General features: G+C 44.9%; 19 protein-coding genes and 1 pseudogene. 7 read left to right on the top strand and 13 right to left on the bottom strand.

Features of this window, described 5'->3' with window-relative positions; all coding sequences use genetic code 11:
* Positions 1-2 precede the first annotated feature (2 nt).
* Positions 3-905, bottom strand: coding sequence for a DMT family transporter (locus HCZ42_RS06835; RefSeq protein WP_167419979.1), 903 nt, complete (start codon positions 903-905; stop codon positions 3-5).
* A 91-nt stretch (positions 906-996) separates the two neighbouring features.
* Between HCZ42_RS06835 and HCZ42_RS06830 the strand changes: the two genes are divergently transcribed.
* Both HCZ42_RS06830 and HCZ42_RS06825 read left to right on the top strand, forming a co-directional pair.
* Entirely contained in the window at positions 997-2,433 is a 1,437-nt protein-coding gene (locus HCZ42_RS06830; protein ID WP_167419978.1) for a PLP-dependent aminotransferase family protein, read from the top strand.
* A gap of 260 nt (positions 2,434-2,693) precedes the next feature.
* The gene (locus tag HCZ42_RS06825) at positions 2,694-2,897 is read left to right on the top strand and encodes a hypothetical protein (RefSeq protein WP_167419977.1); all 204 of its coding nucleotides are present in this window, start codon (positions 2,694-2,696) and stop codon (positions 2,895-2,897) included.
* 10 nt (positions 2,898-2,907) lie between these two features.
* On the opposite strand, the gene HCZ42_RS06820 is transcribed toward HCZ42_RS06825, so the two are convergent.
* Positions 2,908-3,555: an HAD-IA family hydrolase gene (locus tag HCZ42_RS06820; RefSeq protein WP_167419976.1), complete on the bottom strand. Its 648-nt coding sequence runs from the start codon at positions 3,553-3,555 to the stop codon at positions 2,908-2,910.
* 226 nt (positions 3,556-3,781) lie between these two features.
* Positions 3,782-4,300 (bottom strand): flavodoxin, encoded by a 519-nt coding sequence (locus tag HCZ42_RS06815; RefSeq protein ID WP_167419975.1) that lies wholly within the window; start codon positions 4,298-4,300, stop codon positions 3,782-3,784.
* Between the two features lie 174 nt (positions 4,301-4,474).
* Here HCZ42_RS06815 and HCZ42_RS06810 point away from each other — a divergent pair, with 174 nt between their 5' ends.
* Both HCZ42_RS06810 and HCZ42_RS06805 read left to right on the top strand, forming a co-directional pair.
* The gene (locus HCZ42_RS06810; protein ID WP_167419974.1) at positions 4,475-4,945 is read left to right on the top strand and encodes a CreA family protein; all 471 of its coding nucleotides are present in this window, start codon (positions 4,475-4,477) and stop codon (positions 4,943-4,945) included.
* A gap of 111 nt (positions 4,946-5,056) precedes the next feature.
* Positions 5,057-6,324, top strand: a pseudogene (locus HCZ42_RS06805) (inosine/guanosine kinase).
* 45 nt (positions 6,325-6,369) lie between these two features.
* On the opposite strand, the gene HCZ42_RS06800 reads toward HCZ42_RS06805, so the two are convergent.
* Positions 6,370-6,981 carry a beta-phosphoglucomutase family hydrolase gene (locus tag HCZ42_RS06800; protein WP_167419973.1) on the bottom strand — a complete coding sequence of 204 codons (612 nt, stop codon included), beginning with the start codon at positions 6,979-6,981 and terminating at the stop codon, positions 6,370-6,372.
* Between the two features lie 134 nt (positions 6,982-7,115).
* Here HCZ42_RS06800 and HCZ42_RS06795 point away from each other — a divergent pair, with 134 nt between their 5' ends.
* On the top strand, positions 7,116-8,876 hold the full coding sequence (locus tag HCZ42_RS06795; RefSeq protein ID WP_167419972.1) for a methyl-accepting chemotaxis protein: 1,761 nt from the start codon (positions 7,116-7,118) through the stop codon (positions 8,874-8,876).
* 49 nt (positions 8,877-8,925) lie between these two features.
* Here HCZ42_RS06795 and HCZ42_RS06790 read toward each other — a convergent pair whose 3' ends face one another.
* The 4 genes from HCZ42_RS06790 to HCZ42_RS06775 form a co-directional block, all read right to left on the bottom strand.
* Positions 8,926-10,539: a peptide ABC transporter substrate-binding protein gene (locus HCZ42_RS06790; RefSeq protein ID WP_167419971.1), complete on the bottom strand. Its 1,614-nt coding sequence runs from the start codon at positions 10,537-10,539 to the stop codon at positions 8,926-8,928.
* Between the two features lie 208 nt (positions 10,540-10,747).
* Positions 10,748-13,900: an efflux RND transporter permease subunit gene (locus HCZ42_RS06785; protein WP_167419970.1), complete on the bottom strand. Its 3,153-nt coding sequence runs from the start codon at positions 13,898-13,900 to the stop codon at positions 10,748-10,750.
* A gap of 10 nt (positions 13,901-13,910) precedes the next feature.
* Complete coding sequence (locus HCZ42_RS06780; RefSeq protein WP_167419969.1) at positions 13,911-15,038, bottom strand: efflux RND transporter periplasmic adaptor subunit; 1,128 nt, start codon at positions 15,036-15,038, stop codon at positions 13,911-13,913.
* A gap of 102 nt (positions 15,039-15,140) precedes the next feature.
* Positions 15,141-15,701 (bottom strand): GNAT family N-acetyltransferase, encoded by a 561-nt coding sequence (locus HCZ42_RS06775; RefSeq protein WP_167419968.1) that lies wholly within the window; start codon positions 15,699-15,701, stop codon positions 15,141-15,143.
* 164 nt (positions 15,702-15,865) lie between these two features.
* Here HCZ42_RS06775 and HCZ42_RS06770 point away from each other — a divergent pair, with 164 nt between their 5' ends.
* Positions 15,866-16,993, top strand: coding sequence for an acyl-CoA desaturase (locus HCZ42_RS06770; protein WP_167419967.1), 1,128 nt, complete (start codon positions 15,866-15,868; stop codon positions 16,991-16,993).
* A gap of 32 nt (positions 16,994-17,025) precedes the next feature.
* On the opposite strand, the gene HCZ42_RS06765 is transcribed toward HCZ42_RS06770, so the two are convergent.
* The 5 genes from HCZ42_RS06765 to HCZ42_RS22020 form a co-directional block, all read right to left on the bottom strand.
* The gene (locus tag HCZ42_RS06765) at positions 17,026-17,439 is read right to left on the bottom strand and encodes a GFA family protein (RefSeq protein WP_167419966.1); all 414 of its coding nucleotides are present in this window, start codon (positions 17,437-17,439) and stop codon (positions 17,026-17,028) included.
* 14 nt (positions 17,440-17,453) lie between these two features.
* A complete protein-coding gene (locus HCZ42_RS06760; protein ID WP_167419965.1) occupies positions 17,454-17,987 on the bottom strand; it encodes a GNAT family N-acetyltransferase in 534 nt (177 codons plus the stop codon).
* Between the two features lie 24 nt (positions 17,988-18,011).
* Positions 18,012-19,268 carry a DEAD/DEAH box helicase gene (locus HCZ42_RS06755; protein WP_167419964.1) on the bottom strand — a complete coding sequence of 419 codons (1,257 nt, stop codon included), beginning with the start codon at positions 19,266-19,268 and terminating at the stop codon, positions 18,012-18,014.
* A 36-nt stretch (positions 19,269-19,304) separates the two neighbouring features.
* A complete protein-coding gene (locus HCZ42_RS06750; protein ID WP_167419963.1) occupies positions 19,305-19,880 on the bottom strand; it encodes an ACP phosphodiesterase in 576 nt (191 codons plus the stop codon).
* Between the two features lie 96 nt (positions 19,881-19,976).
* The gene (locus HCZ42_RS22020) at positions 19,977-20,099 is read right to left on the bottom strand and encodes a hypothetical protein (RefSeq protein ID WP_303047953.1); all 123 of its coding nucleotides are present in this window, start codon (positions 20,097-20,099) and stop codon (positions 19,977-19,979) included.
* A gap of 334 nt (positions 20,100-20,433) precedes the next feature.
* Here HCZ42_RS22020 and HCZ42_RS06745 point away from each other — a divergent pair, with 334 nt between their 5' ends.
* Positions 20,434-21,636, top strand: coding sequence for an aromatic amino acid transport family protein (locus HCZ42_RS06745; RefSeq protein WP_167419962.1), 1,203 nt, complete (start codon positions 20,434-20,436; stop codon positions 21,634-21,636).
* The last annotated feature ends 81 nt before the right edge of the window (positions 21,637-21,717 follow it).

Here is a 21,717-nt window from a genome sequence, read left to right as displayed (position 1 = left end):
CTTCATTCAGCAGAACATGTTTGATTCGTTTTCGTGCTAAACAGCTTTGGTTTTTTAACCACCAAATACACGGCAACCGCAGCGAAACCGAATCCGAGCATACCTGTCACATCAAATGATTCACCAAACGCTAACCAAGCCTGAATCGCCGTCGTAGGCGGAACGAGATAAAACACCGAAGCAACACTCGACGCCGCACCATTTTTTACCATGTAAAGCAACAACAAGATTGCCACACAGGACAATACCACCACCAACCAAATCAAGGTTAGGATAAATTCTTGAGTCCACTCGACGTGCATGGTCTCGAATTGAATCGCCACAGGTAAAAACAAAGCGCCAGCAGCTAAATACTGCACCATTGCACTACCGACCATGTCACTGGTATTGCAGTATTTCTTCTGATACAGTGTTCCTAGGGTAATGCCAACCAAGGCACATAAACAAACGGCTATCGCCAGCACTTTATCACTCTCAGATTGCCATTCCATTTTTCCGCCAAGCACAAGAGAAATTCCGATAAAGCCCATCACCAAACCAAGCCATTGCACTGGTTTAAAATGCTCACGGGTAAATGAAACAAGCAGTACCGCGGTTAATATCGGTTGTATCCCTACTAATAACGAACTTAATCCTGCCGGCATACCCAACGCGATGGCAAAATACGTTCCACCCAAATAGAAACCGTGAATCAGTATTCCCACGACGCAACTATGTAGAAAATCCTTACCTGTTGGAACTCTGCGGCGCAAGAAAGCAATCAACACCAGAAACAGCAGCACGTTTCCTGCCATGCGAATTGACAGCAGAGTCGCTGGCTCGGCGTATTGAAGACCAAAACGCGCACCGACAAATCCGGACGCCCAAAGAATGACGAAGACAAATGGGATCGCTCTAATAAGCATGACTGATGTTCTCTAATTGTTTTGCTTTTGTTAATGGTGCTAATCTAACTGGGTACAACAATTCCAGTAAGTCACAGTTGAGCGCATTTATATGGGTACAGAATTATCTAAATCGTCTGATATGAGCAAGTATCTCCAAGTTGAGCGTATTTTAAGGAGCGCGATTGATAATGGCGTCTATCAACACAACGATAAGTTGCCTTCGATTCGTCAGTTGGTTAACGAACTTGGATTCGGCAAAAACACTATCATTCGCGCTTTTCAGGAGCTTGAAGCTCAAGGGTTGATTTACTCTGTGCCTAAATCGGGTTATCGAGTCAACTCAATCAAATCGGTGCAAGCATCACACGTCAAACCGACTAGGGTGGACTTACTCTCGGTGTGTAAAGAGGTTCTTACTTACCCCAATTACAAGGAATTGCTACCAACTGGTTCGGCTCATCCCAGCACAGACACACCTGCAATTAAAAGTCTTTATGCCGAGATAGGACGTCATAGCCGGCGCCAAACTCATACCGCCAGCCACTATCAGTTACCGCCAGGTGATACATTGTTAATCAAACAACTGGCGAAGATCACGCAAGATCTTGGTACCCCTGCGAACGTAGATGAAATCTTAGTCACCCACGGTGCGCAGCAAGCGATCAGCCTGGCATTGAGAGCTATCACAGTACCCGGGGATATTGTTGCTGTTGAATCTCCGTGTTACTTCGGCAACTTATTGTTGTTGGAGTCTCTTGGGCTTGAAGTGCTGGAAATCCCAAGTTGCGACTATCAAGGCATGGATCCGCTTGCTTTAGAATCTGCACTAACTAAGTGGGACGTTAAAGTGATTCTCGTCACACCCAATTTTACCAATCCCAGTGGCGCAGTTATGCCGCTTGAAAGACGTAAACAGCTTCTTGGCGTATCCGGTACTATTCCTATTATTGAAGATGACGTTTTCGGCGCACTTTCCTTTAGCTCACCGATTCCAAGTTTGCGTGCTTTAGATGATAAACAAAGAGTCATTTACGTGAATTCACTGTCTAAAACGTTAGATTCAAGACTAAGAATCGGTTGGATGCTTGCTGGACGCTATCGCGAACAAGTCGAAAAGTACTTGCTATGTGAAAATATGGGCAGCTTAAACTTAATGCAGTCTGCGGTCGGTGAATTTTTAACTTCTGGAAAATATCGAAACCATATTTCAAAGATGCGACGTTGTTATCAGAATAATGCCAAGCGATATATCCAGTTATTTAGAAATGCCATGGATGCGCACCCAGAACTAATAAACCAATATCATATTTCAGGCGTTCAAGGTTCCTTCTTACTTTGGATTCGACTGCCAAAAAGCATTGACAGCTACCAGCTTTACCAGTCTTGTAACCAACATAAAATCAGCATCTTACCTGGGTTTATGTTTGGTACCCATGACCAGTTTAAGCATTGCATTCGAGTCAGTGTTGCGAATTTTGATAGTGACAAGAATTGGCGAAGCGGGATGGAGTTGTTTGTTAAGCTCATTGCCGAACAGACGAAATAAATTCGGAGTATATTCCTCACTCGGGACTTTGATACTCATTCCAAACTAACATCGCAATATTTTACAGTATAGTCAGAAGAATATATGAATTGACTCTCACAATTTCTATAAGTGACTACCTTACAATCAAGCTTCGAGCTAGTTTTAGCATATAGAAATTAATTACTCGCCTAATAATTATATTAAGAGTAATTCTAAGAATAATTAATAAACACAAAACCCTACATTAGATCGCTTTAAAGCTGCTGGAGAACTTACCTATGACTCAACAAAATAAAGAGACGACTTTGTGCTGCCCGCTATGTGGTAGCGAAGAATACTTACTGTCAGAAAAAAACAGCATGCTTTGTGCTGAATGTGGCTCATTTTTTGAAGACTTAGAACAAGTCGTCGCGTTCGAACCAAATGTCAACTTAGTGATGGCAAAAAGAAAGACCGTGACGCCCCTTCATACTTATCACTAAGTAGTTACTTTTATAAGCACGCTTCTAAATCGCGAAGCGTGCGAATTTTATCGATATCGAACTGGTGAGGCTTTTCGTTAAGCCCAAGCAAATGAACGGTTCGTACCCCCGCTCTTACACCCGCTTCCAAACCTTTCGGCGTATCATCTACATAAAGGCACTCGTCTAAACGAAAGCCCATATTCATTGCACTGTACAAAATGAGATCTGGTTCTGGCTTCCAACTGTTGGTTTCAAACGCAGAGAAAAGCTTACCCTCAAAGTAAGGCAGTAACCCAGTCAGTTGCAATGAGCGCTCAATCTTACTACGTGGTCCATTTGACACCACACAATACTCAATATTTTTGGCGTCTAATGAGCTTAACGTTTCGAACACACCTTCCATTGGTTGCAATTGCTGTTCGAATAGCTCGTCCAGTTTGTCACGGTACAAAGGTTCCAACTTATCGAGCGAGATATCGACGCCAAGGTGCTGATTAAATCTCGACAGTATGTCTGCCAGTTTTCCGCCCTCAAAATAATCGATCGCGTCCTGCATTGATAACTCAACGCCGAATTCTTGAAACACTTGGCAAAGCGTTTCGCAGCACAGACGTTCACTGTCAACCAAGGTACCATCGCAATCAAAAATTACGCATCTAGTTTGTGGTTCTGCCATATTCACGCCCATTTATTTCAACTCAAAAAATAATAAAACAGTTGAGCATGTTTAACATGATTGGCTTAACAAATTGGTGTCAAAAATGGGTATGAATCAGCAAAATTCATAGTTAAATCACTCTTTGAGCAGATATCTGTATTGATTCATACCTTAGCTATGATGTTTCAAAGGCGAAATAGCTGACTAGACACAAAGAAAGTGTCTAGTTTTACGAGGAAAAAGGTTATGGAGTGACTTCGAGATAGAGTTCGCGAGATGATGAGTTGTTCAACGATAACTTGTTGGCGATAGAGAGAGCAAAGCGCGCGCAATTCTCGATATCACTTGCTTGATTCACCACAACATCAGAGATCAGAGAAGCATCATCAGTGATGGTTACCATCGCTGCGGCCACAGGTTCACCATTGCTGAAACCCAGATAAAGCTGGCATGGTTCAGAATAGATGATTTGAGTCAGGAACTCGACAATCAGCTCCTGTTCTTCAGGCTTATCCCAGCGTTGAGACTGTAGAAGTGAGAACATGACAGTTAAACGATGAAAGTCGACGAGGAAAATATCTTCTTCCGCAAAATTCGGCTCATACTGAATGTCAGTATCTAGAGTGATGAAATGTTGTTGCTCCGCTTTCGCTAGATAGAGCTTGCGCCCCGCTAAACTTTCTTTCGTTGGGTACTGTACGTCAACTTGCTCAGCGAGCCATTGGTTTTTGATTTTAGCGATATGCGGAATGGTGTCTGTCATTAGTATTTACAACTCGAGCGATTTGGCGTCAGCTTATCGGTAAGCTGGTCATCTCACAAGTGTTTTACGTGATTATTCAATATACGACAGAAAAGCTGATATGCTATATCAATCAGTTAGATTAGGTTTATCGCTTCTTGGCAGATTTGCCCTTAGTTTTTAGGACACATTATTATGATTAAAAAGTTAACCTTAGCCGCGGTGATGGCGCTTAGCCTTTCAGCTTGTGACAGTGGTGAAGTGGGCGACGTGAGTCTGGGCCTATTCACAATGAAAGATATTAAGCTCAATCATATGCAAGACCCAATCGTAACCGGTGTTACTTGTCATGTGGCTTCTATTGAAGCGGACTTCAGCCTCGCAGACCCAAGTGACAGCTCGATTTCATGCCGTCAAACTGGCGAAATTACAGCAGAAATGATCGCACAAATCGACAAATCCAATGACGGCGAAGTAGTGTTCAAAAAGTCAAAGAGTATCTTCTTCAAGAGCATGAAGATCCGCCGTATTCTTGATGTTGAAAACCAAACTCTGATGTACATCTCTTACTCGACAAAAGAAACCTCCGGTAGCTTCAAGCACAGCTTGTCAACTGTGCCACTTTGGGGAACCAAAGCGTTCGGTGCGTACACTGGCAAAGAATAGTACTTTACAGTGCCAGACCAATTGGTCTGGCACTGTTTTATGTAATAAAAATGAAAGCATTCTTAACGTTGTGTGATATCATGCGCGAAAATTTCCTACTTACCTGTAAATATGAAGTTCCCAGGACAGCGCAAATCTAAGCACTACTTCCCTACACACGCTCGTGACCCACTCATCAACCAGATGAAAGAGACACCAAAACTCTATCGCCCGATCATTGTTGGTGTTGGTCAAACCATTGTTGATATCGAAGCTCGTGTAGACGATGAGTTCCTTGAAAAATATCAATTAAGTAAAGGTCACTCTCTGGTCTTAGAAGAAAGCAAAGCTGACGCTCTATACGACGAACTGACACTATCGGTAACACTCTACACAACTACTCTGTCCTAGCAGACAGCAAGTCAGTATTGCTTGGTGTTATGTCGCGCAACATCGAGGTAGGTTCTTTTGCTTACCGTTACCTATGCCGAACTTCATCGCGCATGAACTTAAACCACTTACAGACAGTTGAAGGTTCAATTGGTCGTTGTTACACCCTTATTTCAGATGACGGCGAACGCACATTCGCTATCAACGAAGGTGAGATGAACAATCTTCGTCCTGAAAGCATACCAAGTGAAGTATTCGAAAAATCGTCTGCACTGGTTGTCTCTTCTTACCTAATGCGCGGTAAACCTGAAGATCCAATGCCTAAAGCTGTAGCTCGTGCGATTGAACTAGCTAAACAGAATAATGTTCCTGTGGTACTGACACTAGGTACGAAATGGGTCATCGAAGGTAACGCTGAATGGTGGCAACAATACATTAAAGAGAACATCTCTATTGTTGCGATGAACGAAGAAGAAGGCGAAGCGCTGACGGGCGAAAAAGATCCTCTACTGGCTGCAGATAAAGCACTCGAGTGGGTGGACTTAGTTCTTTGTACAGCAGGCGCAGTCGGTCTTTACATGGCGGGTTACACAGATGACTCCGTTAAACGTGAAACAGAGCTACCATTGTTACCGGGTAACATCCCTGAGTTCAACAAGTACGAATTCAGTCGCGCCATGCGCAAAGAAGACTGCACAACACCGGTAAAAGTATACTCTCATATTGGTCCTTATTTAGGTGGCCCGCTAGAGATCAAAAACACTAACGGTGCTGGTGATGCTGCACTTTCTGCCCTGCTTCATGATATGGCGGCAAACAGCCACCACGCGAATAATGTGCCGAATTCATCAAAGCATGACAAGCCGTATCTGACTTACTCATCGCTATCGCAAATTTGTAAATACGCGAACCGAGTAAGCTACGAAGTATTGACCCAGCACTCACCACGCTTGACTCGCGCTCTGCCAGAACGTGAAGACAGCTTGGAAGAAGCATACTGGGACCGCTAGTTCCAAATATATTAAAGCCGCTCACTGAGCGGCTTTTTGTTTCCATTAATTGGTCACATTATTTACTGGATAAAACACCAGTTTATCCCCTTCAACCATAATGCAATCCATACCGCCTGCGTGTGCCGCTTGTTTACCTAATTCGGTATCTTCAAACACAACACACTGGCTAGGCGCTAACGACAACAGACTCGCGGCTTGCAAAAAGGTATCAGGTGAGGGCTTATGATTTTCGACATCTGTTGCGGTAACAATCGCATCCAACTTATCGATTAAGTTTGCCTTGTTTAGAATGCGCATTGCACCGTCTCTTTGGCTACCTGTCCCTACTGCGAGTTTTCGCTTGCCATAGAAATGTTCAAAAACATCGTTAGTGCATTGAATCGGTTCACCGTGCTCCTCTAAAGAGGCAAACGCGGCCATTTTAAAGCGCGACACTGCTTGTGGGTCTAGGTTCATGCCGTATTTCTGATTAATTTGATCGGCGATCTTAAAGCTTGGCATTCCCCCTAAACTATGGAGCCATTCCACATGGCATGGAAAATTAAAGTGTTCTGCTGTTTTTCTCCACGCTTGCATATGCGCAGGCATGGTATCAATCAGCGTTCCATCCATATCAAAAATAAGTCCTTGATAAGTGGAAACTATATCTAACATATTGAAAGCATCCAGTTTTAAACATTTAACATGACAACACTAACACTTTAGTAGTTATCTCAATTGATAAACTAGTCATTTGCGACTAACATCACGACAAAGCACACAATTTTATCCCAGACCTAGGTAATCTTATGAATATTAAACACAAAGTATATTCATTAGGTGCAGTTGCCATTTTGGGCGTTGTTTCTCTACTTTTTTCAACGTCTCATTTTGCCAAGACAACCTATCAGCTAAACCACGCGAATCTTCTTGTGGCCGATTTAGAAGTTCGTTTGCTGAACTTGCGCCGTAATGAAAAAGACTTTTTGTTGCGCAAAGATATGAAGTACCTAACCCGCTTCAATGAAAACATGGATAAGTTCCTCGCAACTGAGGCTGAATTATCCGATATTCTAACATCTCATGATATGGCGAGCAGTGCGCAACTTAAAAAAGACATTCTTAAATACCAGTCTGGCTTTACTGCGCTGGTTAACGCTTATGATCAGATGGGGCTAGACCCAGAATCCAAATTGCTCGGCGACTATAACGCTGAGCTTGAAGCTGCACGTACTTACCTGTCTAGCGACCAACTCGTCAGCTTGTTTGAATTTGATGAAAAAGTTGAACGTGGCGCGCTTGATAGCAGCTTAGTACCTGCTGAATCTTCGAAGCTACTGGCTGCAGCACAAGCGCTTATCGCTCAGAAAGAGAAAATTGGCCTTAAGTACAATGTTGGCCTACTCGGCGAAACACGCGCACTTTCTCATACTGTTGAAGAGCAATTTACTGATTTCGTAAACACTTTGGCTACACAATCTGAAGAAATCAGTAACAAGCTAGCGACATTCAAAATAATTGTGACAGCATTGGTTATTTTGATCATCGTTCTGTTTATCTTGCAGATCTCACGTTCTATCAACCGTCAGGTGTCTAGTTTACTCGAGATCATCCAGGAAATTGCCCGCTCAAACAACGTCTCGTTACGAGCAAACTTGCAAGGTAAAGACGAGCTGGTTTCTATTGGCAACTACTTTAACCGCCTACTCGAAAAACTTGAGCTACTTATCTCAGGCACTCAAACGAAATCGTCCGAGCTCTCTGCGAGTACATCTAACATGCACAACGAGCTTGAAAACGTTATTGAGCAGTTCAACGTTCAAGCTGACCACACCATGACCATGGCGACCTCTGTTCAGCAAATGGTGTCGACTATCAGTGAAATTTCAGAAAGTACCGCAGTAGCAGTTGAAGGCGTGCAGCAAGCAGCTGTAAACGCAGGTTCTGGTCGTGACGTTGTTAAGTCAACGGTTGAGAATATTGGCCAGCTATCGATGATCCTAGGCGACAGCCAGAGTTCAATTAACTCGCTTAACACGCACGTTGATAAGATTGGTGACGCGGTTAACATCATTCAGGAAATCGCCGAGCAAACTAACCTACTCGCATTGAATGCAGCGATCGAAGCAGCACGTGCGGGCGAACAAGGTCGCGGGTTTGCCGTTGTGGCAGACGAAGTTCGCGCGCTAGCAAGCAGAACGCACCAATCAACGGAAGAAATCACTAAAGTGGTTACCGCTATCCAATCGCAGATGCACACTGTAGTGATTAACATCGACCAATGTAATGAGCAAGGTCGTCAAACGCTAGATTCATCGGCATCACTGGATGACAGCCTAACGCAAATCATCACTGATATGGACAATATTCAGGCAAACTCTGAACGTATTGCGTCAGCGATTGAAGAGCAAGGCATCGTGATGAATCAAGTGAGCGATTCGATTGCTGAACTAAACAGCATTTCGGAAAGCAACATGCACTCTGCGCAGCAATGTCTAAACGAAGTTGACCGCGTGTCAGCTCAAGCTATTGAAATGGACCATGCTGTTGCCGAGTTTAAGACTTCATAGATGAAACATCATTAAGCAATAAGCCCGCATTACGCGGGCTTTTTTCTTTTTACTCAGCGATGAAATACATATCTTTTGCGTAGATATTGCCTTTAGGGTTGTTTTCCGGGAAACCTTTTAATGTATTACGCACTAAACGAGTGTGGTTGTAGTGATAAAGCGGAATCATCGGAGCTGCCTCGCCAAGTAATGCCTCAGCTTCAGCATACAATTGATAACGTTGTTGCTTCGAAGACGCCTCTGCGGCTTTAGACATCAGTTGATCAAACTGCTCGTCGCAATAACCACTCTCATTCGCTACATGGCCACAAGTAAACGCCTCTAGAATCGATGATGGCTCTGGGTAGTCGCCAAACGCCCAAGAACGTGCCAGCTGATAATCACCGACACTTTTCGCCGAGACATACGCTTTCCATTCCATGTTCTGCAGATCAACTTTAACGCCGAGTGGTTTCCACATCGAGGCAATCGCCAGTGCGATCTTCTTATGGTTCTCGCTGGTGTTGTACGTCAGGGTAAAAGAAAGTGGATTCTGTGTGTTATACCCCGCTTCGGCCAATAGCCGTTTAGCATTCTCTAGATTTTGTTCACGCGTCAAATTCGCAAAACTTGGTGCAGGTGCTTGATACGATGGAATCGTAGTTGGCACTGGTGAGAATGCTTTTGGCTCGCCCTGTCCGGTGATCTTTTCGACTAAGATGTCGCGATCAACTGCCATACTGAGCGCTCTACGAACCTTAACGTTATCAAAAGGTGGCTTCTTGGTATTAAACGAGTACACATAAGAACCCAATAGCGCCTGAGCTTTAATTTGCTCCGGGTTGTTCTTCATGTAGCGCTGATACTGCTCCAACTGCACTCGGTTGGTCATATCAATTTCACCGGCTTGGTAACGCAACAATTCAGCGTTTTGAGAATTGAGCCCGAGATAAGTAACCTTATTGATCACTGTTTGGCTGTTATTCCAATAATTGGTGTTGCGCTCGACTTCAACGTACTCATTCGGAACCCACTTAACCAGCTTGTATGCGCCGTTGGTGACGATATTCTCTGGTTTGGTCCAAGCGTCTGCATGTTTATCAACTGTCGCTTGAGGTAACGGGAAGAAGGTCTTCACACTCAAAAGGCTAAGCAAATAAGGCGTTGGCTTTGCTAGGGTAATTTCTAAAGTATTGGCATCTATTGCTTTAATGCCTAGATCTTGTGGTTGCTTTTCACCCTCTTGAATGGCTTTCGCATTGGCTATGTTCGCCGTGACAAAATAATGGCCAGTGTTGTTACCCGTCTTTGGATTAACTGCGCGCTGCCAAGCAAAAACAAAATCATTGGCCGTAACAGGCTCGCCATTAGACCACAGAGTTCCTTTGCGTATATTAAACGTGTAAGTTAAGCCGTCGTCAGAGACTGTCCACTGGGTCGCTTGGCCGGGAACAATCTGCCCTTGAGAATTCTCGATCACCAAGCCTTCAAACATGTCGTTTGCAATAATGTCGCCTGGCATACCAGAGTTAACGAATGTTGGGTCAAGCGTGCTTGGTTCAGCACCGTTACCGCGCACTAAATGTTGTTCTTTAGCCAGTTTGACGTCATTTGGAAGCGTTGCAGCATATGCGGGCGCACAGAGTGCTACAGAGACAAGAAGCGCGATGGATGTTCTATTCATTATTGTATTTCCTATACGACAAAGACCATACCTTGGTCCGAATTGGATTGTGTTCTTCAATATGAAGGCAATGACATAGTAATAGTAATAGCGAACACGCACAGAAAACAGCGTTAACTCGTAGATTTGTTGGTATGCAGGTGTATACATAGAAACAAAAAGCCAACGTAGATACGTTGGCTTTGATTGTTATGGATTGCTTCGCTCGCTACTCGTCATCTAGCGGGATAAGTTTGGTGTTACCACCATGTATTTTTTCGCGTTGACGCTGCACCAGTGCATAGAAACCTGGGATAAGGAACGTACCTGCTAATAACACACACAACAGCCCACCGACCAGCGAGATGCCCAACGAGTTTTGGCTTACATGCCCCGCACCTGATGCAAAGATCAGTGGGAAGATCCCTAAGATGAACGACCAAGACGTCATGTTCACAGCACGGAAACGTAGCTTACCGCCATTTACCGATGCCTGATCAATTGGGATCTCTTTTTCTTCACGCTCTTGCTTAGCAAATTCCACAATCAAAATTGCGTTCTTCGCCGCCAATGCTATTAACAGAACCAAACCAATCTGTGCGTATAGGTTTAGCGGCGTACCAGTCAGATTCAACGCGAGGAAAGTACCCAGCGTTGCAACTGGTACAACTAAGATAATCGCCAGCGGAATACTCCAGCTCTCGTATTGCGCCACCATAAACAAGTAGATAAAGATCAGTGCCAAGGCAAAAGCATAGATAGCCTGGTTGCCCGCTAGCACCTCTTGATACGCCATACCCGTCCATTCGTATTGGTAGCCTTGCGGGAGAATATCTGCCGCAACACGCTCCATCGCAGCGATCGCGTCGCCACTCGAATAACCCGGCGCGGGTTCACCCTGAATAATCGCACTGCGGTACATGTTGTAACGCCAAGCGACGTCTGGCTCAAACACCTGTTCATAACTAACCAGCGTGCTGAGAGGGATAAGCTCTCCTTTTGAAGAACGTACATGGAAACGTTCTAGATCTTCCATTCCGCTGCGGTATTCACTATCGGCCTGCATTGTCACACGGAAGTTCTTACCAAACATGGTAAAGTCGTTCACATAGAGAGAACCTAAGTTACCCTGTAGCGTTTGGAAAATGCTGCTGAGTGAAATCCCCAGTTGCTTCGCTTTCTCACGGTCAATGTCGACATAGTAGTGTGGCACATTCGCACGGAAAGTACTGAAAGCGTAAGCTATCTCAGGTTGCTTAGTCGCTTCTTCAATCACCTGCCCCATCACCATAGCCAAATCGGTACGGCTGCGACCTAGTGTATCTTCCAATACAAATTCAAATCCCGATGCTGCGCCCATACCCGGCACCGCTGGCGGCCCCATTGCAAACACAACGGCCTGAGGAAGCTCCATAGCTGCGCGACCATTTATACGCTGCGCAATCGCGTTAGCTGCATGTTCACCATCAAGCGAATTCCGTGTTTCCCAATCATGTAACTTAATGAACAGGGAGGCGCCGTTAGATGCTGCAGCCCCCGTCATAAACGCAAAACCATTTGCAACAGTTACGCCATCAACACCAGGTTCTTGTTTAACCATTGCAACCAACTGCTCTGTCACCTCTTCTGTACGCGAGAGTGAAGCCGAATCAGGTAGTTGAACGTTAACCAATAAGATGCCTTTATCTTCTTGCGGTACGAACGCCGAAGACGTGTTGTTAGCAAAGAAAGTGACCGCAGAGATGGCCACGATAAAGAACACTACTAGCAACGCTGATTTCTTCACCAAGAAACCTGCCACTTGGCCATAACGGTGTGTGATTCGTTCTAAACCGTCATTGAACGCGACAAACCAACGAGCCGTGTTACCGCCGCCCTGCTTTAGTACCAACGAACACAGCGCTGGAGACAGCGTCAGCGCATTGATCGAAGAGATAACCACGGAGATACAGATGGTCAACGCGAACTGGCGATACATGATTCCGGTGATACCCGGTAGCATCGCGACTGGCAGGAATACCGCAAGCAGAACCATGGTTGAAGTAATAATTGGCCCCGTCACCTCTTTCATCGCCAATAAGGTCGCTTTACGTGGAGTGATACTTGGGTCTTTGGCCATCGTGGTATCAACGTTTTCGATAACCAAGATCGCATCGTCGACCACAATACCAATTGCCAAAATTAAACCAAACAGCGTAACCGTGTTAATCGTAAAGCCAGTCATTTGCATCACTGCAAACGTCCCGACTAATGACACAGGAATCGCCACAACAGGTATCAGCGTCGCTCGAGCGCTACCTAAGAACAGATAAGTTACCGCAATAACGAGCAGAATCGCTTCAATCAAGGTCTTAACAACACCTTGAATCGATTCGGCAACGAATAGAGTTGTGTCATAACTCGTCTCGTAAGCCATTCCTTCAGGAAAATTAACACTCAAGTTGTCTAACAGCTCCATGACAGCCTGGCCGCTTTCCAATGCATTCGCGTCGGATTGCAAGTTAAGCGCAACAATAGAGGCTTGTTGGTCACGGAACTTACCGCTGCCATCGTAGAACTTCTTCCCTAACTCAACGCGGGCGATGTCTTTGAGGTATACGCTTGAACCATCGCTGTTAGCGCGCAAAACGACGTTCTCAAACTCACTCACACTCTCAAGACGGCCTTTGGTTACTAGGTTAAACTGCACTTCCTGCACATCATTGTATGGCGCTGCACCAACACGACCGGCCGCTACCTGAACGTTTTGCTCCGCTAATGCCGCATAGACGTCAGACGTGGTCAGTTTTAAGCTCGCCATTTTGTCTGGATCAAGCCAAACGCGCATCGCATACTCACCGCCACCGATGACGTTCACCTCACTGATGCCTTTAACTCGCGCCAGTTGGTCTTTAACGTTCAGGTTGATGTAGTTGATTAGGAATTGATCGTCATACTTACCGTCTGGTGAATAGAAGTTCAGTACCATCAACAAGTCAGGCGACCTCTTTTTAACCGTCACGCCGACCATACGTACTTCTTGTGGCAGCTTAGACTCAATCTGCGCAACACGGTTTTGTACGTTCACCTGCGCCATATCTGGGTCTGTACCGACATCAAACGTGACATTGAGGCTATACGAGCCATCATTCGCGCTCTTAGAGGACATGTAGATCATGTTCTCTACACCGTTGACCGATGTTTCTATCGGGTCGGCTATCGCTTGTTCAACGACTTCTGCACTTGCCCCAGTGTAATAAGCAGTAACACCGACGGAAGGTGGACTGATTTTTGGATATTCCGCCACGGGCAAGATCATCAAAGATATCGCCCCAGCCAGAGTAAGAATAATCGAGATAACCAGCGCAAATTTAGGACGCTGGATAAAGAAACGACTTAACATTTAAGCACCTTTATTCAGCGGATTGCTCTGATTGTTGGATTCGAACCGGTACACCATTGCGGATACGTTGTAGACCTTGAGTGATCACAACGTCATCTTTAGTGACACCGTCACTAACAATAATGCCTTGTTCTAATTGGCGTCCTAGTTGTACGTTGCGGCGTTCTGCGACGTTCCCTTCTGCCACGACCATAACAAAGTTACCTTCGAGGTCGGTCTGAACTGCGCGACGTGGCACAACCAACACTTGGTTAGATTGTTTCTGAATCAGTTCGACACGCACGTGTTGGCCTGGAAGCAAACGGTAATTTGGATTGGGCACCTCTGCACGCATCGCAATTGTACCCGTATCGATATTGACTCGGTTACCGAGGTAGTCAAGCTGACCTAGATGCTCAAACTTCTCACCATTTTCTAGTACCACTTGAACTTCTACTTTACTCGCTTCCGTTTCCTCTTTGGACTTAATGCGGTCCATGCCCATTTCAAGACGCTCACGTTCACTGATACTAAAACTGGTGTGTACTGGGTCTAAGCTCACCAAAGTGGTTAATATGCCAGCTTGTGGCGAAACAAGATCACCGGTGCTGACTTTGCTTTGTGCGATTCGGCCTGAAAATGGCGCTTTGATTTGCGTATAAGACAAGTTAACTTCAGCTAAATGAAGCTGAGCTTTGTTTGCTTCCAGTTGCGCCTTAGCGCCAAGTAACGTAGCATTTAAATTATCAAATTCAGATTGGGAGATGCTCCCTTTCGGCAAAAGATTCTTACCGCGTTTGAAATCCAGTTCTGCCTTTTTCAGTGCTGCAGTCGCTTGCGCCACAGACGCTTTCGCGCTGGCAACCTGAGCTTTGAAAGAAGAAGGCTCGATACTGTAGAGCAACTGACCTTTTTCGACCATTTGGCCTTCTTCAAAATGGCGTTGCTGTAGGTATCCCGTAACTTGAGCGGTAATGTTGGTGTCTTCAACGGCTTCGACACGGCCGATATAAGATTTACTTGCCTGATGTGAGACCATTTGCGCGGATTCCACGGCCACTAGTGGCGCTTGCGCTTGGCTCTGTCCTTGATTCTGTTCCCCACACCCTGACAACAAGATTGCGCTAGAAAGAGCGCTTAATAGAAGTGTTTTTTTCATGAGTAAACCATTAGGCAATAGCGTATTTTTTAGCTAGAGCAAAATACCTAACGGTTTACCACGCAATGTCCGAGAAATATCAGAACGGTCAACAGAAGTGTATCAGTTTATTACTAAATCGCACTTACTGTGGCTGTGTAGCGATTGACGCAATTCCGAAGCAGAGTTCCAAGTGTAAATCAGCTCTGGCAACTGGTTACCGCATGGAGACTGCCACAGGCGTTCGAGGGTATGTTCACCACCGATGTGTTCGTAAAACTCAATCGCTTGCTTGTTCTTTTTCATTACTTCCAGATAGACACCAGTATCTGGAAAATACTGCTCAATCCACTTAGCCATTTCTTCGATTAGACAAGCGCCAAGTCCTTTGCCACGGTACGCGTCGTCTATATGTAAGGCATCAATAATGGTGCCCTTGTCAAAGTCGTGATTACCGAATGCGCAGATAAACCCACACAACTGCCCATTTTCTTCAAGCAGAAGTACGTGTTGATTGAAAGGAGGATTGATTAGACGGGTCTGCCAAATTACTAAGCGGTCATCGAGCACCTCTTCTTCAAGGTAATCTCTTCCTAAGATACCTTGGTAGTGCTTCTTCCAGCTCTTTGCGTGAAGCTCTGCAATCCGCTGATAATCGCTATATTCAGCTACTTTTAGTTCCATTATTAGTTCCTTTTTACTTCCTGTAAGGATGTTGTACCCATTCATACTATTCATTCACAATCCAAAAGCCAAACATTCTGTTCACATTGTTAGCCTTTTTATTTGACTTACACATGTACGCTGATATTCTAGCGCACAACTGTTAGCTGAAATGGAAATGAAAGATGTCTCATAAGGAAAAGCCACCTTTAATCTGGGTGAATGTCCTACTGTTTTTGGTGAGCTTTGCTTGTGCCGTTGTTGTCGCACCTTGGTACGGTTATCAATTTGGTTATTCAATTGAGCATTGGCTGTGGCTGGCTATCACCTATTCCTTCTGTAATCTGTCCATTACTGCGGGTTACCACCGTCTTTGGTCGCATAAAACGTATGAAGCACACTGGTCACTGCGTTTGTTATTTGCCCTAGGCGGTGCTTTTGCTTTGCAGAATAGCGCATTGCACTGGAGCTCTGATCATCGTGTCCACCACAAACACGTCGACAATAATGATAAAGACCCTTACTCAGCGAAGCGCGGCTTTTGGTTTTCGCATATCGGCTGGATGCTGAGACAATACAACAAAGAGAGCTATGCGGATTACACCAACTGCCGTGATCTGCAGAAAGATAAGATAGTCATGTGGCAGCACAAACACTACTTGTTGCTCGCGTTAGTGACCAATATTGGTATTCCACTCGCATTAGGCCTTGTCTATCAAGATGTATGGGGCATGATCTTGATGGTTGGTGTTGTGCGTCTGGTACTTAGCCACCACTCGACATTCTTCATTAACTCACTGGCGCACATTTGGGGCTCACAGCCATACACGGACAAAAACACCGCACGTGATAACGCTGTGCTTGCTGTATTTACGTTTGGTGAGGGTTACCACAACTACCACCATATTTTCGAGAACGATTACCGAAATGGTATTTATTGGTGGCAATACGATCCGACGAAATGGTTAATCAAAAGCTGTTCATGGCTCGGATTAGCCAACAAACTGCGTGTTACACCTAAAATTAAGATCGAAAAAGCGAAAGCGAAGAAAGCGCTAACAACCGCATCAAGTAAAATCAGCATGTTACCTAACGCTAAGCAGCTTAATGAAACGTTAAACGAAGAGTTTGAAGCGTTAATCAGTAAGTTATCGGACTACTATGAATTGAAAAAGCAGCTTGTCGAAGCCAAGAAAAGTGACTTAGTGAAAAAATATGAACACTCAGTTTTGTTGCTTCGCTATCAGCAGCTTAAAAAAGATTTGGAAAACCAGCGTCGCAGTTGGAATAGTTTGGTTGCACAATACGCCTAGTTCAAAAAAGGAGCGAAATCGCTCCTTTTTCTTTATGGCTGTTTATCAAAGCACTTCATGCCTTGCGGGATTTCAACCCAATCCAATTTCTCACTTACCCACACATGTGCCTGCGGCTTAAATACCGAGTCATGTTTTATACCGACAGGTTTGAGCTTAAGTTTCACCGTTTCAGGTGCGTCTGGATTGTAGTGATAGATGCGATTCCCACACTGAGGGCAGAATTTGGCGTGATTCTTATTACCGCTTTCTGCAAGTCGCGACCACTCACCCATTTCACCAGAAAACTCTACATCGTTAGTGTCGCAAATCGCAGTAACACTATACGCACTGGTTGCAAGCTTTTGGCATTCTTGACAATGACAAGCAAACACTTTTAACGGCTGAGCCTTGAGCACATAACTGACTTGCCCGCACTGACAAGATGCGTGAATCGGAAATTCCATTTCTCTATCCTTGATTAACTAAGTTGGCAGCTAAACTCTATACAACTAATTGAACGACCATGCAACTCTGCGAAATCGTCGACAACGCGTATGCTGCGAAAGCCACTCGATGTTAACACACGCTGCGAGGCAATATTGGATTGCTCTGCGTAGGCAAACAGTCGCTTCATTCCTTGCTCTTGCAATTCAGATTTTGCTAGCGCCAGTGCACGTTTGGCGACGCCTTGTGAGGTAAATGCTTTGCCAACACGATACCCAACATGCGCAGTGCCTTTTTTAGCATTGATACTAGTAAAGTTCATTCGGCCAACAATCTGGTTTTGCGCATTTTTGATTAAAAACGGCAGCAATTGTTTGCACTGATAATCCAACAGAAACTCTTGAATATGTTCCGTGACGCCTTGGAGCGAGTAAAAGTCAGATTCGCGAGGCGGAATAAACTGATCGAACCAATCTTTGTTCTCAGTTTCAAATGCCAGAAGCTGCTCCGCATCGTCGATGCTAAGCAGCTCTAATGTTAACTGGTGTGTATCCGTACTGCTTTGCAATGGTCACTCCTTTCATGCCATCTATTAGCGTTTTTTGCCACGATTAGCGTGAATCTTAAGCTTAGCTTTCATCTTGCGTTTATCGGATGAGCGGCCTTTCTTTTTCGGCGAGCGGTCAGGTTCTAAATCTTCAATTAGACTCGGTTCGAAACCTTGCAGCCATTCTTGCGGTAAACGCGTGTCCAGCAGTCGTTCGATCGCTTCTAGTAGGTACTCTTCGTCACGACTCATTAGAGATGCCGCAAAGCCCTCTTTACCTGCGCGACCAGTACGACCGATACGATGGACATAGTCTTCCGCTTTATATGGCATATCGAAGTTCACCACTTGCTCAAGCTGGTTTATATCCAAACCGCGAGCAGCAACGTCGGTGGCAATCAGTGCACGGATTTTTCCGTCTTTAAAGTCGTCCAGCGCTTTTTGGCGAGCACCTTGGCTTTTATCGCCATTAATCGATGCCGCTTTAATACCGTCTAATTTAAGCTCTTTTGCCAGTGCGTCGCTACCCTGTTTGGTTTTGGTGAACACCAGCACTTGCTGCCAGTTGCGTGAACCAATCAAGTAAGCTAACAATTCTGCCTTACGTTTCTTGTCTACTGGATAAACAATCTGCTTGACGGTTTCAGCGGTGCTGTTGGTTGGCGTCACTTGCAGCTCGACTGGTTCTTGCAGCATCTTGTAGGCAATATTTTTGATTCGTTTATCAAAGGTCGCAGAGAAAAACAGCGTTTGGCGCTCTGGCGAAAGCTTTTTCAAAATACGCTGGATGTCAGGCATAAAACCCATATCTAGCATGCGATCTGCTTCGTCGAATACTAAATAACCCGTCTTACGCAAATTGATATTTTTGCAGAACAAGTGATCCAGCAATCGACCCGGCGTTGCGATCAGAATGTCACAACCATTAGCCAGATTTCTCGTCTGGACGTTCATGCTGGTTCCGCCATACGCGGTCACAATATGAATGTCGCAACCTTCAGCATACGAGATAAGGTTATCGAATACTTGCTGTGCCAACTCGCGCGTAGGAACGAGGATCAGCGCGCTAACATCATTACCTTGTGGATCTCGACGGGCATCGCTTTCAGACAACATTTGAATCAGAGGCAAACCAAACGCTGCCGTTTTTCCGGTTCCTGTTTGCGCTCCAGCTAAAACATCTTTGCCTTCCAATACATGAGGGATCGCGTATTGCTGAATTGGCGTAGGTTGACTAAAACCAAGTTTTTCAATCGTGGTCAATAAAGCTGGGCAAACACCCAGTTGTTGAAATGTAGACATGAACAGGTTCCGAATAAAACAGGACGTGCGATTCTATCAGAATCGCTGCGCAGCGTTTAGTACATCTGGGTACATCGCTTTAAATACTTTTACGAGATCAGCGTAATTTTTGTCTAAGGTGCTAAAACAGTTGGCCAGTTCACCCATTCTCGGGCTGCGATTCGACATTCTCTGCAAGGCATACTCAATGTTTTCGAGATCTTGGTAAGACTCCATCCAACGTCCCTGCCACATCGCAGCAGTGACTCGCGTAAACCGTTCAGGCAGTTCAGCGTCGTTTTCTTGCGCCACAAGCACACGTTGCTGCTCACAGAACTTACGCAATCCATCGTCGTGGTATTGCTGCCAGTTTGACGCTAAGCAGTGGTCCCAAAACATATCCAGTGCAATACCTGAAAAGCGTCGCTGTTTACCCGGGAACAACTGCCTTGCTTCACGCACAAGTTTATGACTATCCGTATAAGAGTCGACAAAACGATGCAAGCGAATCCCTTGCACGACGTCATTATCGTATTGATTGTCAGGATTACCTTTTACAAAGTCCCCCAAAAGGTTTCCAAGTGCGTTGGAATCACAGTGGTCGGCGATATGTAGGTGGGCAAGATAGTTCATCGATAACAACGGCTTTTATAATTTCTCTTTTCATAAAAGCACAAAGCCAGCGCAATTGCACTGGCTCTTCTGGTTTCACCCTTTTAAACAGGGTAATTAGTTGTTGAAGATTTCTTCTGCAAGTTCTTCGATTGACTGGTCGTAATCTGACAAATCGAAGCCAATCTCCATTGCATCCAAAAGCTCTAGGCTTTCTTCATTAAATCTGTGGTCGCTCATCCTGGACCTCCTATAACTAGAATTGAATTAACTCCACACCTCTATGTGTGGTCGATTGTCCCTTTTTAAAGGACTTATATGACAGTTTTTTGAAAGCGCAAAGCAAAATATCCTTTGGGTATGACTTTTGTCTCAGGTAAACGATTACTTTCGAGTTACAACCACTAATGTAAGATAATATTTACACCAATGGTAATTAATGTGTACGAATTGCTTGAAAATACGCTTTTAATCTTACACAATGCGTTAATACATGGTGAGTCAAACCAATTATTGCCCCTAAATTGGTCAATTCATCTAAGAAACAAAACAAATAACGTAAAGAATTATATACATGACAAAATCAAAGGTTTTAGGAAGTACTTTGATCATTGCTGGCACAACCATTGGTGCTGGCATGCTCGCTCTCCCACTCGCTTCTGCCGGAATCGGCTTCTCTACATCATTGATGATTATGATCGCACTGTGGGCTTTTATGGCTTACACCGCTCTGCTAATGATTGAAGTCCACCAGCACGCAGAACAAGACGCTACATTGCATACATTGGCAAAACAATTTCTCGGTACTAAAGGGAAATGGGTGGCGAGCTTCGCTATGATGTTCTTGTTCTATGCGCTTTGTGCTGCGTACATCGCAGGTGGTGGTGCGCAGTTTGGGGAACGTATTGCAAGCTTTACTGGTATTGAAGTGTCATCAACGACAGCAACACTGCTATTCACGTTGATTGTTGCAGCGATTGTCACTGTCGGCACTGCAACTGTTGATAAGGTAAACCGCGTGCTGTTTTTAATTAAGATTGTCGCAATGGCACTCGTGCTAACATTCTTAGCGCCAAATGTGACTGAGTCTTACTTGCTCAGCATGCCTGTAGAACAAGGTTTGGTTATCGCTGCTATTCCTGTAATTTTTACCTCTTTTGGCTTCCACGGTAGCATCCCTGCGATCGTTAACTACTTAGACGGTCACACACCATCACTGCGTAAAGCGATTTTGATCGGTTCAGCCATTCCTTTGATCATTTACATCTTCTGGCAAGTCGTGACTCTGGGTGTAGTGAATCAATCAACACTATTAGAGAATCAAGGTCTGAGCGCATTGATTGCAACGCTTTCGACCACTGTTCATCAGTCAAATTTAGGGCAAGCGATTGGTATCTTTGCTGACTTAGCGCTGCTTACTTCTTTCTTAGGAGTTAGCCTCGGTTTGTTTGAGTTCCTGGGCGATACGATTAAAAAGCGCACCAATGGCAATTCACGTTTGCTTGTAGGTCTGGTGACATTTTTACCACCAATGGGCTTTGCGCTGTTTTACCCACAAGGTTTTATTATGGCGCTTGGTTACGCCGCTATTGCCCTAGCAGTATTGGCTATCTTCCTACCAATTATGATGGCGAAGAAAGCGCGTTCTCAAGCAGAAGAGTCTCACTACCAAGTCATTGGCGGTAACGCAGGTTTGGTTGCCAGTAGCGCAATTGGCGTAATGATTATTGGCGCACAAATCCTCATTACTATTGGTGTGCTACCTGCACTAGGTTAAGTATCCAAAAACGGAAAAGCGGCTCATTGGGCCGCTTTTTTTTGATCCAAATTCTTCTGATATCGATAAAACTAATAGAGC

The sequence above is a fragment of the Vibrio hepatarius genome (genome assembly GCF_011806575.1).
Classification (GTDB): Bacteria; Pseudomonadota; Gammaproteobacteria; order Enterobacterales; family Vibrionaceae; genus Vibrio; species Vibrio hepatarius_A.
Note: the sequence above shows the minus strand (reverse complement) of the source record. Positions and strands in the feature narration are given on the sequence as shown.

Excerpts from the sequence above, each read along its gene's own strand:
- HCZ42_RS06790 (WP_167419971.1), bottom strand. The coding sequence starts at position 10,539 with ATGAATAGAACATCCATCGCGCTTCTTGTCTCTGTAGCACTCTGTGCG.
- HCZ42_RS06825 (WP_167419977.1), top strand. The coding sequence starts at position 2,694 with ATGACTCAACAAAATAAAGAGACGACTTTGTGCTGCCCGCTATGTGGT.
- HCZ42_RS06765 (WP_167419966.1), bottom strand. The coding sequence starts at position 17,439 with ATGGAATTTCCGATTCACGCATCTTGTCAGTGCGGGCAAGTCAGTTAT.
- HCZ42_RS06800 (WP_167419973.1), bottom strand. The coding sequence starts at position 6,981 with ATGTTAGATATAGTTTCCACTTATCAAGGACTTATTTTTGATATGGAT.
- HCZ42_RS06830 (WP_167419978.1), top strand. The coding sequence starts at position 997 with ATGGGTACAGAATTATCTAAATCGTCTGATATGAGCAAGTATCTCCAA.
- HCZ42_RS06810 (WP_167419974.1), top strand. The coding sequence starts at position 4,475 with ATGATTAAAAAGTTAACCTTAGCCGCGGTGATGGCGCTTAGCCTTTCA.
- HCZ42_RS06755 (WP_167419964.1), bottom strand. The coding sequence starts at position 19,268 with ATGTCTACATTTCAACAACTGGGTGTTTGCCCAGCTTTATTGACCACG.
- HCZ42_RS06770 (WP_167419967.1), top strand. The coding sequence starts at position 15,866 with ATGTCTCATAAGGAAAAGCCACCTTTAATCTGGGTGAATGTCCTACTG.
- HCZ42_RS06795 (WP_167419972.1), top strand. The coding sequence starts at position 7,116 with ATGAATATTAAACACAAAGTATATTCATTAGGTGCAGTTGCCATTTTG.
- HCZ42_RS06750 (WP_167419963.1), bottom strand. The coding sequence starts at position 19,880 with ATGAACTATCTTGCCCACCTACATATCGCCGACCACTGTGATTCCAAC.
- HCZ42_RS06815 (WP_167419975.1), bottom strand. The coding sequence starts at position 4,300 with ATGACAGACACCATTCCGCATATCGCTAAAATCAAAAACCAATGGCTC.
- HCZ42_RS06780 (WP_167419969.1), bottom strand. The coding sequence starts at position 15,038 with ATGAAAAAAACACTTCTATTAAGCGCTCTTTCTAGCGCAATCTTGTTG.
- HCZ42_RS06785 (WP_167419970.1), bottom strand. The coding sequence starts at position 13,900 with ATGTTAAGTCGTTTCTTTATCCAGCGTCCTAAATTTGCGCTGGTTATC.
- HCZ42_RS06775 (WP_167419968.1), bottom strand. The coding sequence starts at position 15,701 with ATGGAACTAAAAGTAGCTGAATATAGCGATTATCAGCGGATTGCAGAG.
- HCZ42_RS06820 (WP_167419976.1), bottom strand. The coding sequence starts at position 3,555 with ATGGCAGAACCACAAACTAGATGCGTAATTTTTGATTGCGATGGTACC.
- HCZ42_RS06835 (WP_167419979.1), bottom strand. The coding sequence starts at position 905 with ATGCTTATTAGAGCGATCCCATTTGTCTTCGTCATTCTTTGGGCGTCC.
- HCZ42_RS22020 (WP_303047953.1), bottom strand. The coding sequence starts at position 20,099 with ATGAGCGACCACAGATTTAATGAAGAAAGCCTAGAGCTTTTGGATGCA.
- HCZ42_RS06745 (WP_167419962.1), top strand. The coding sequence starts at position 20,434 with ATGACAAAATCAAAGGTTTTAGGAAGTACTTTGATCATTGCTGGCACA.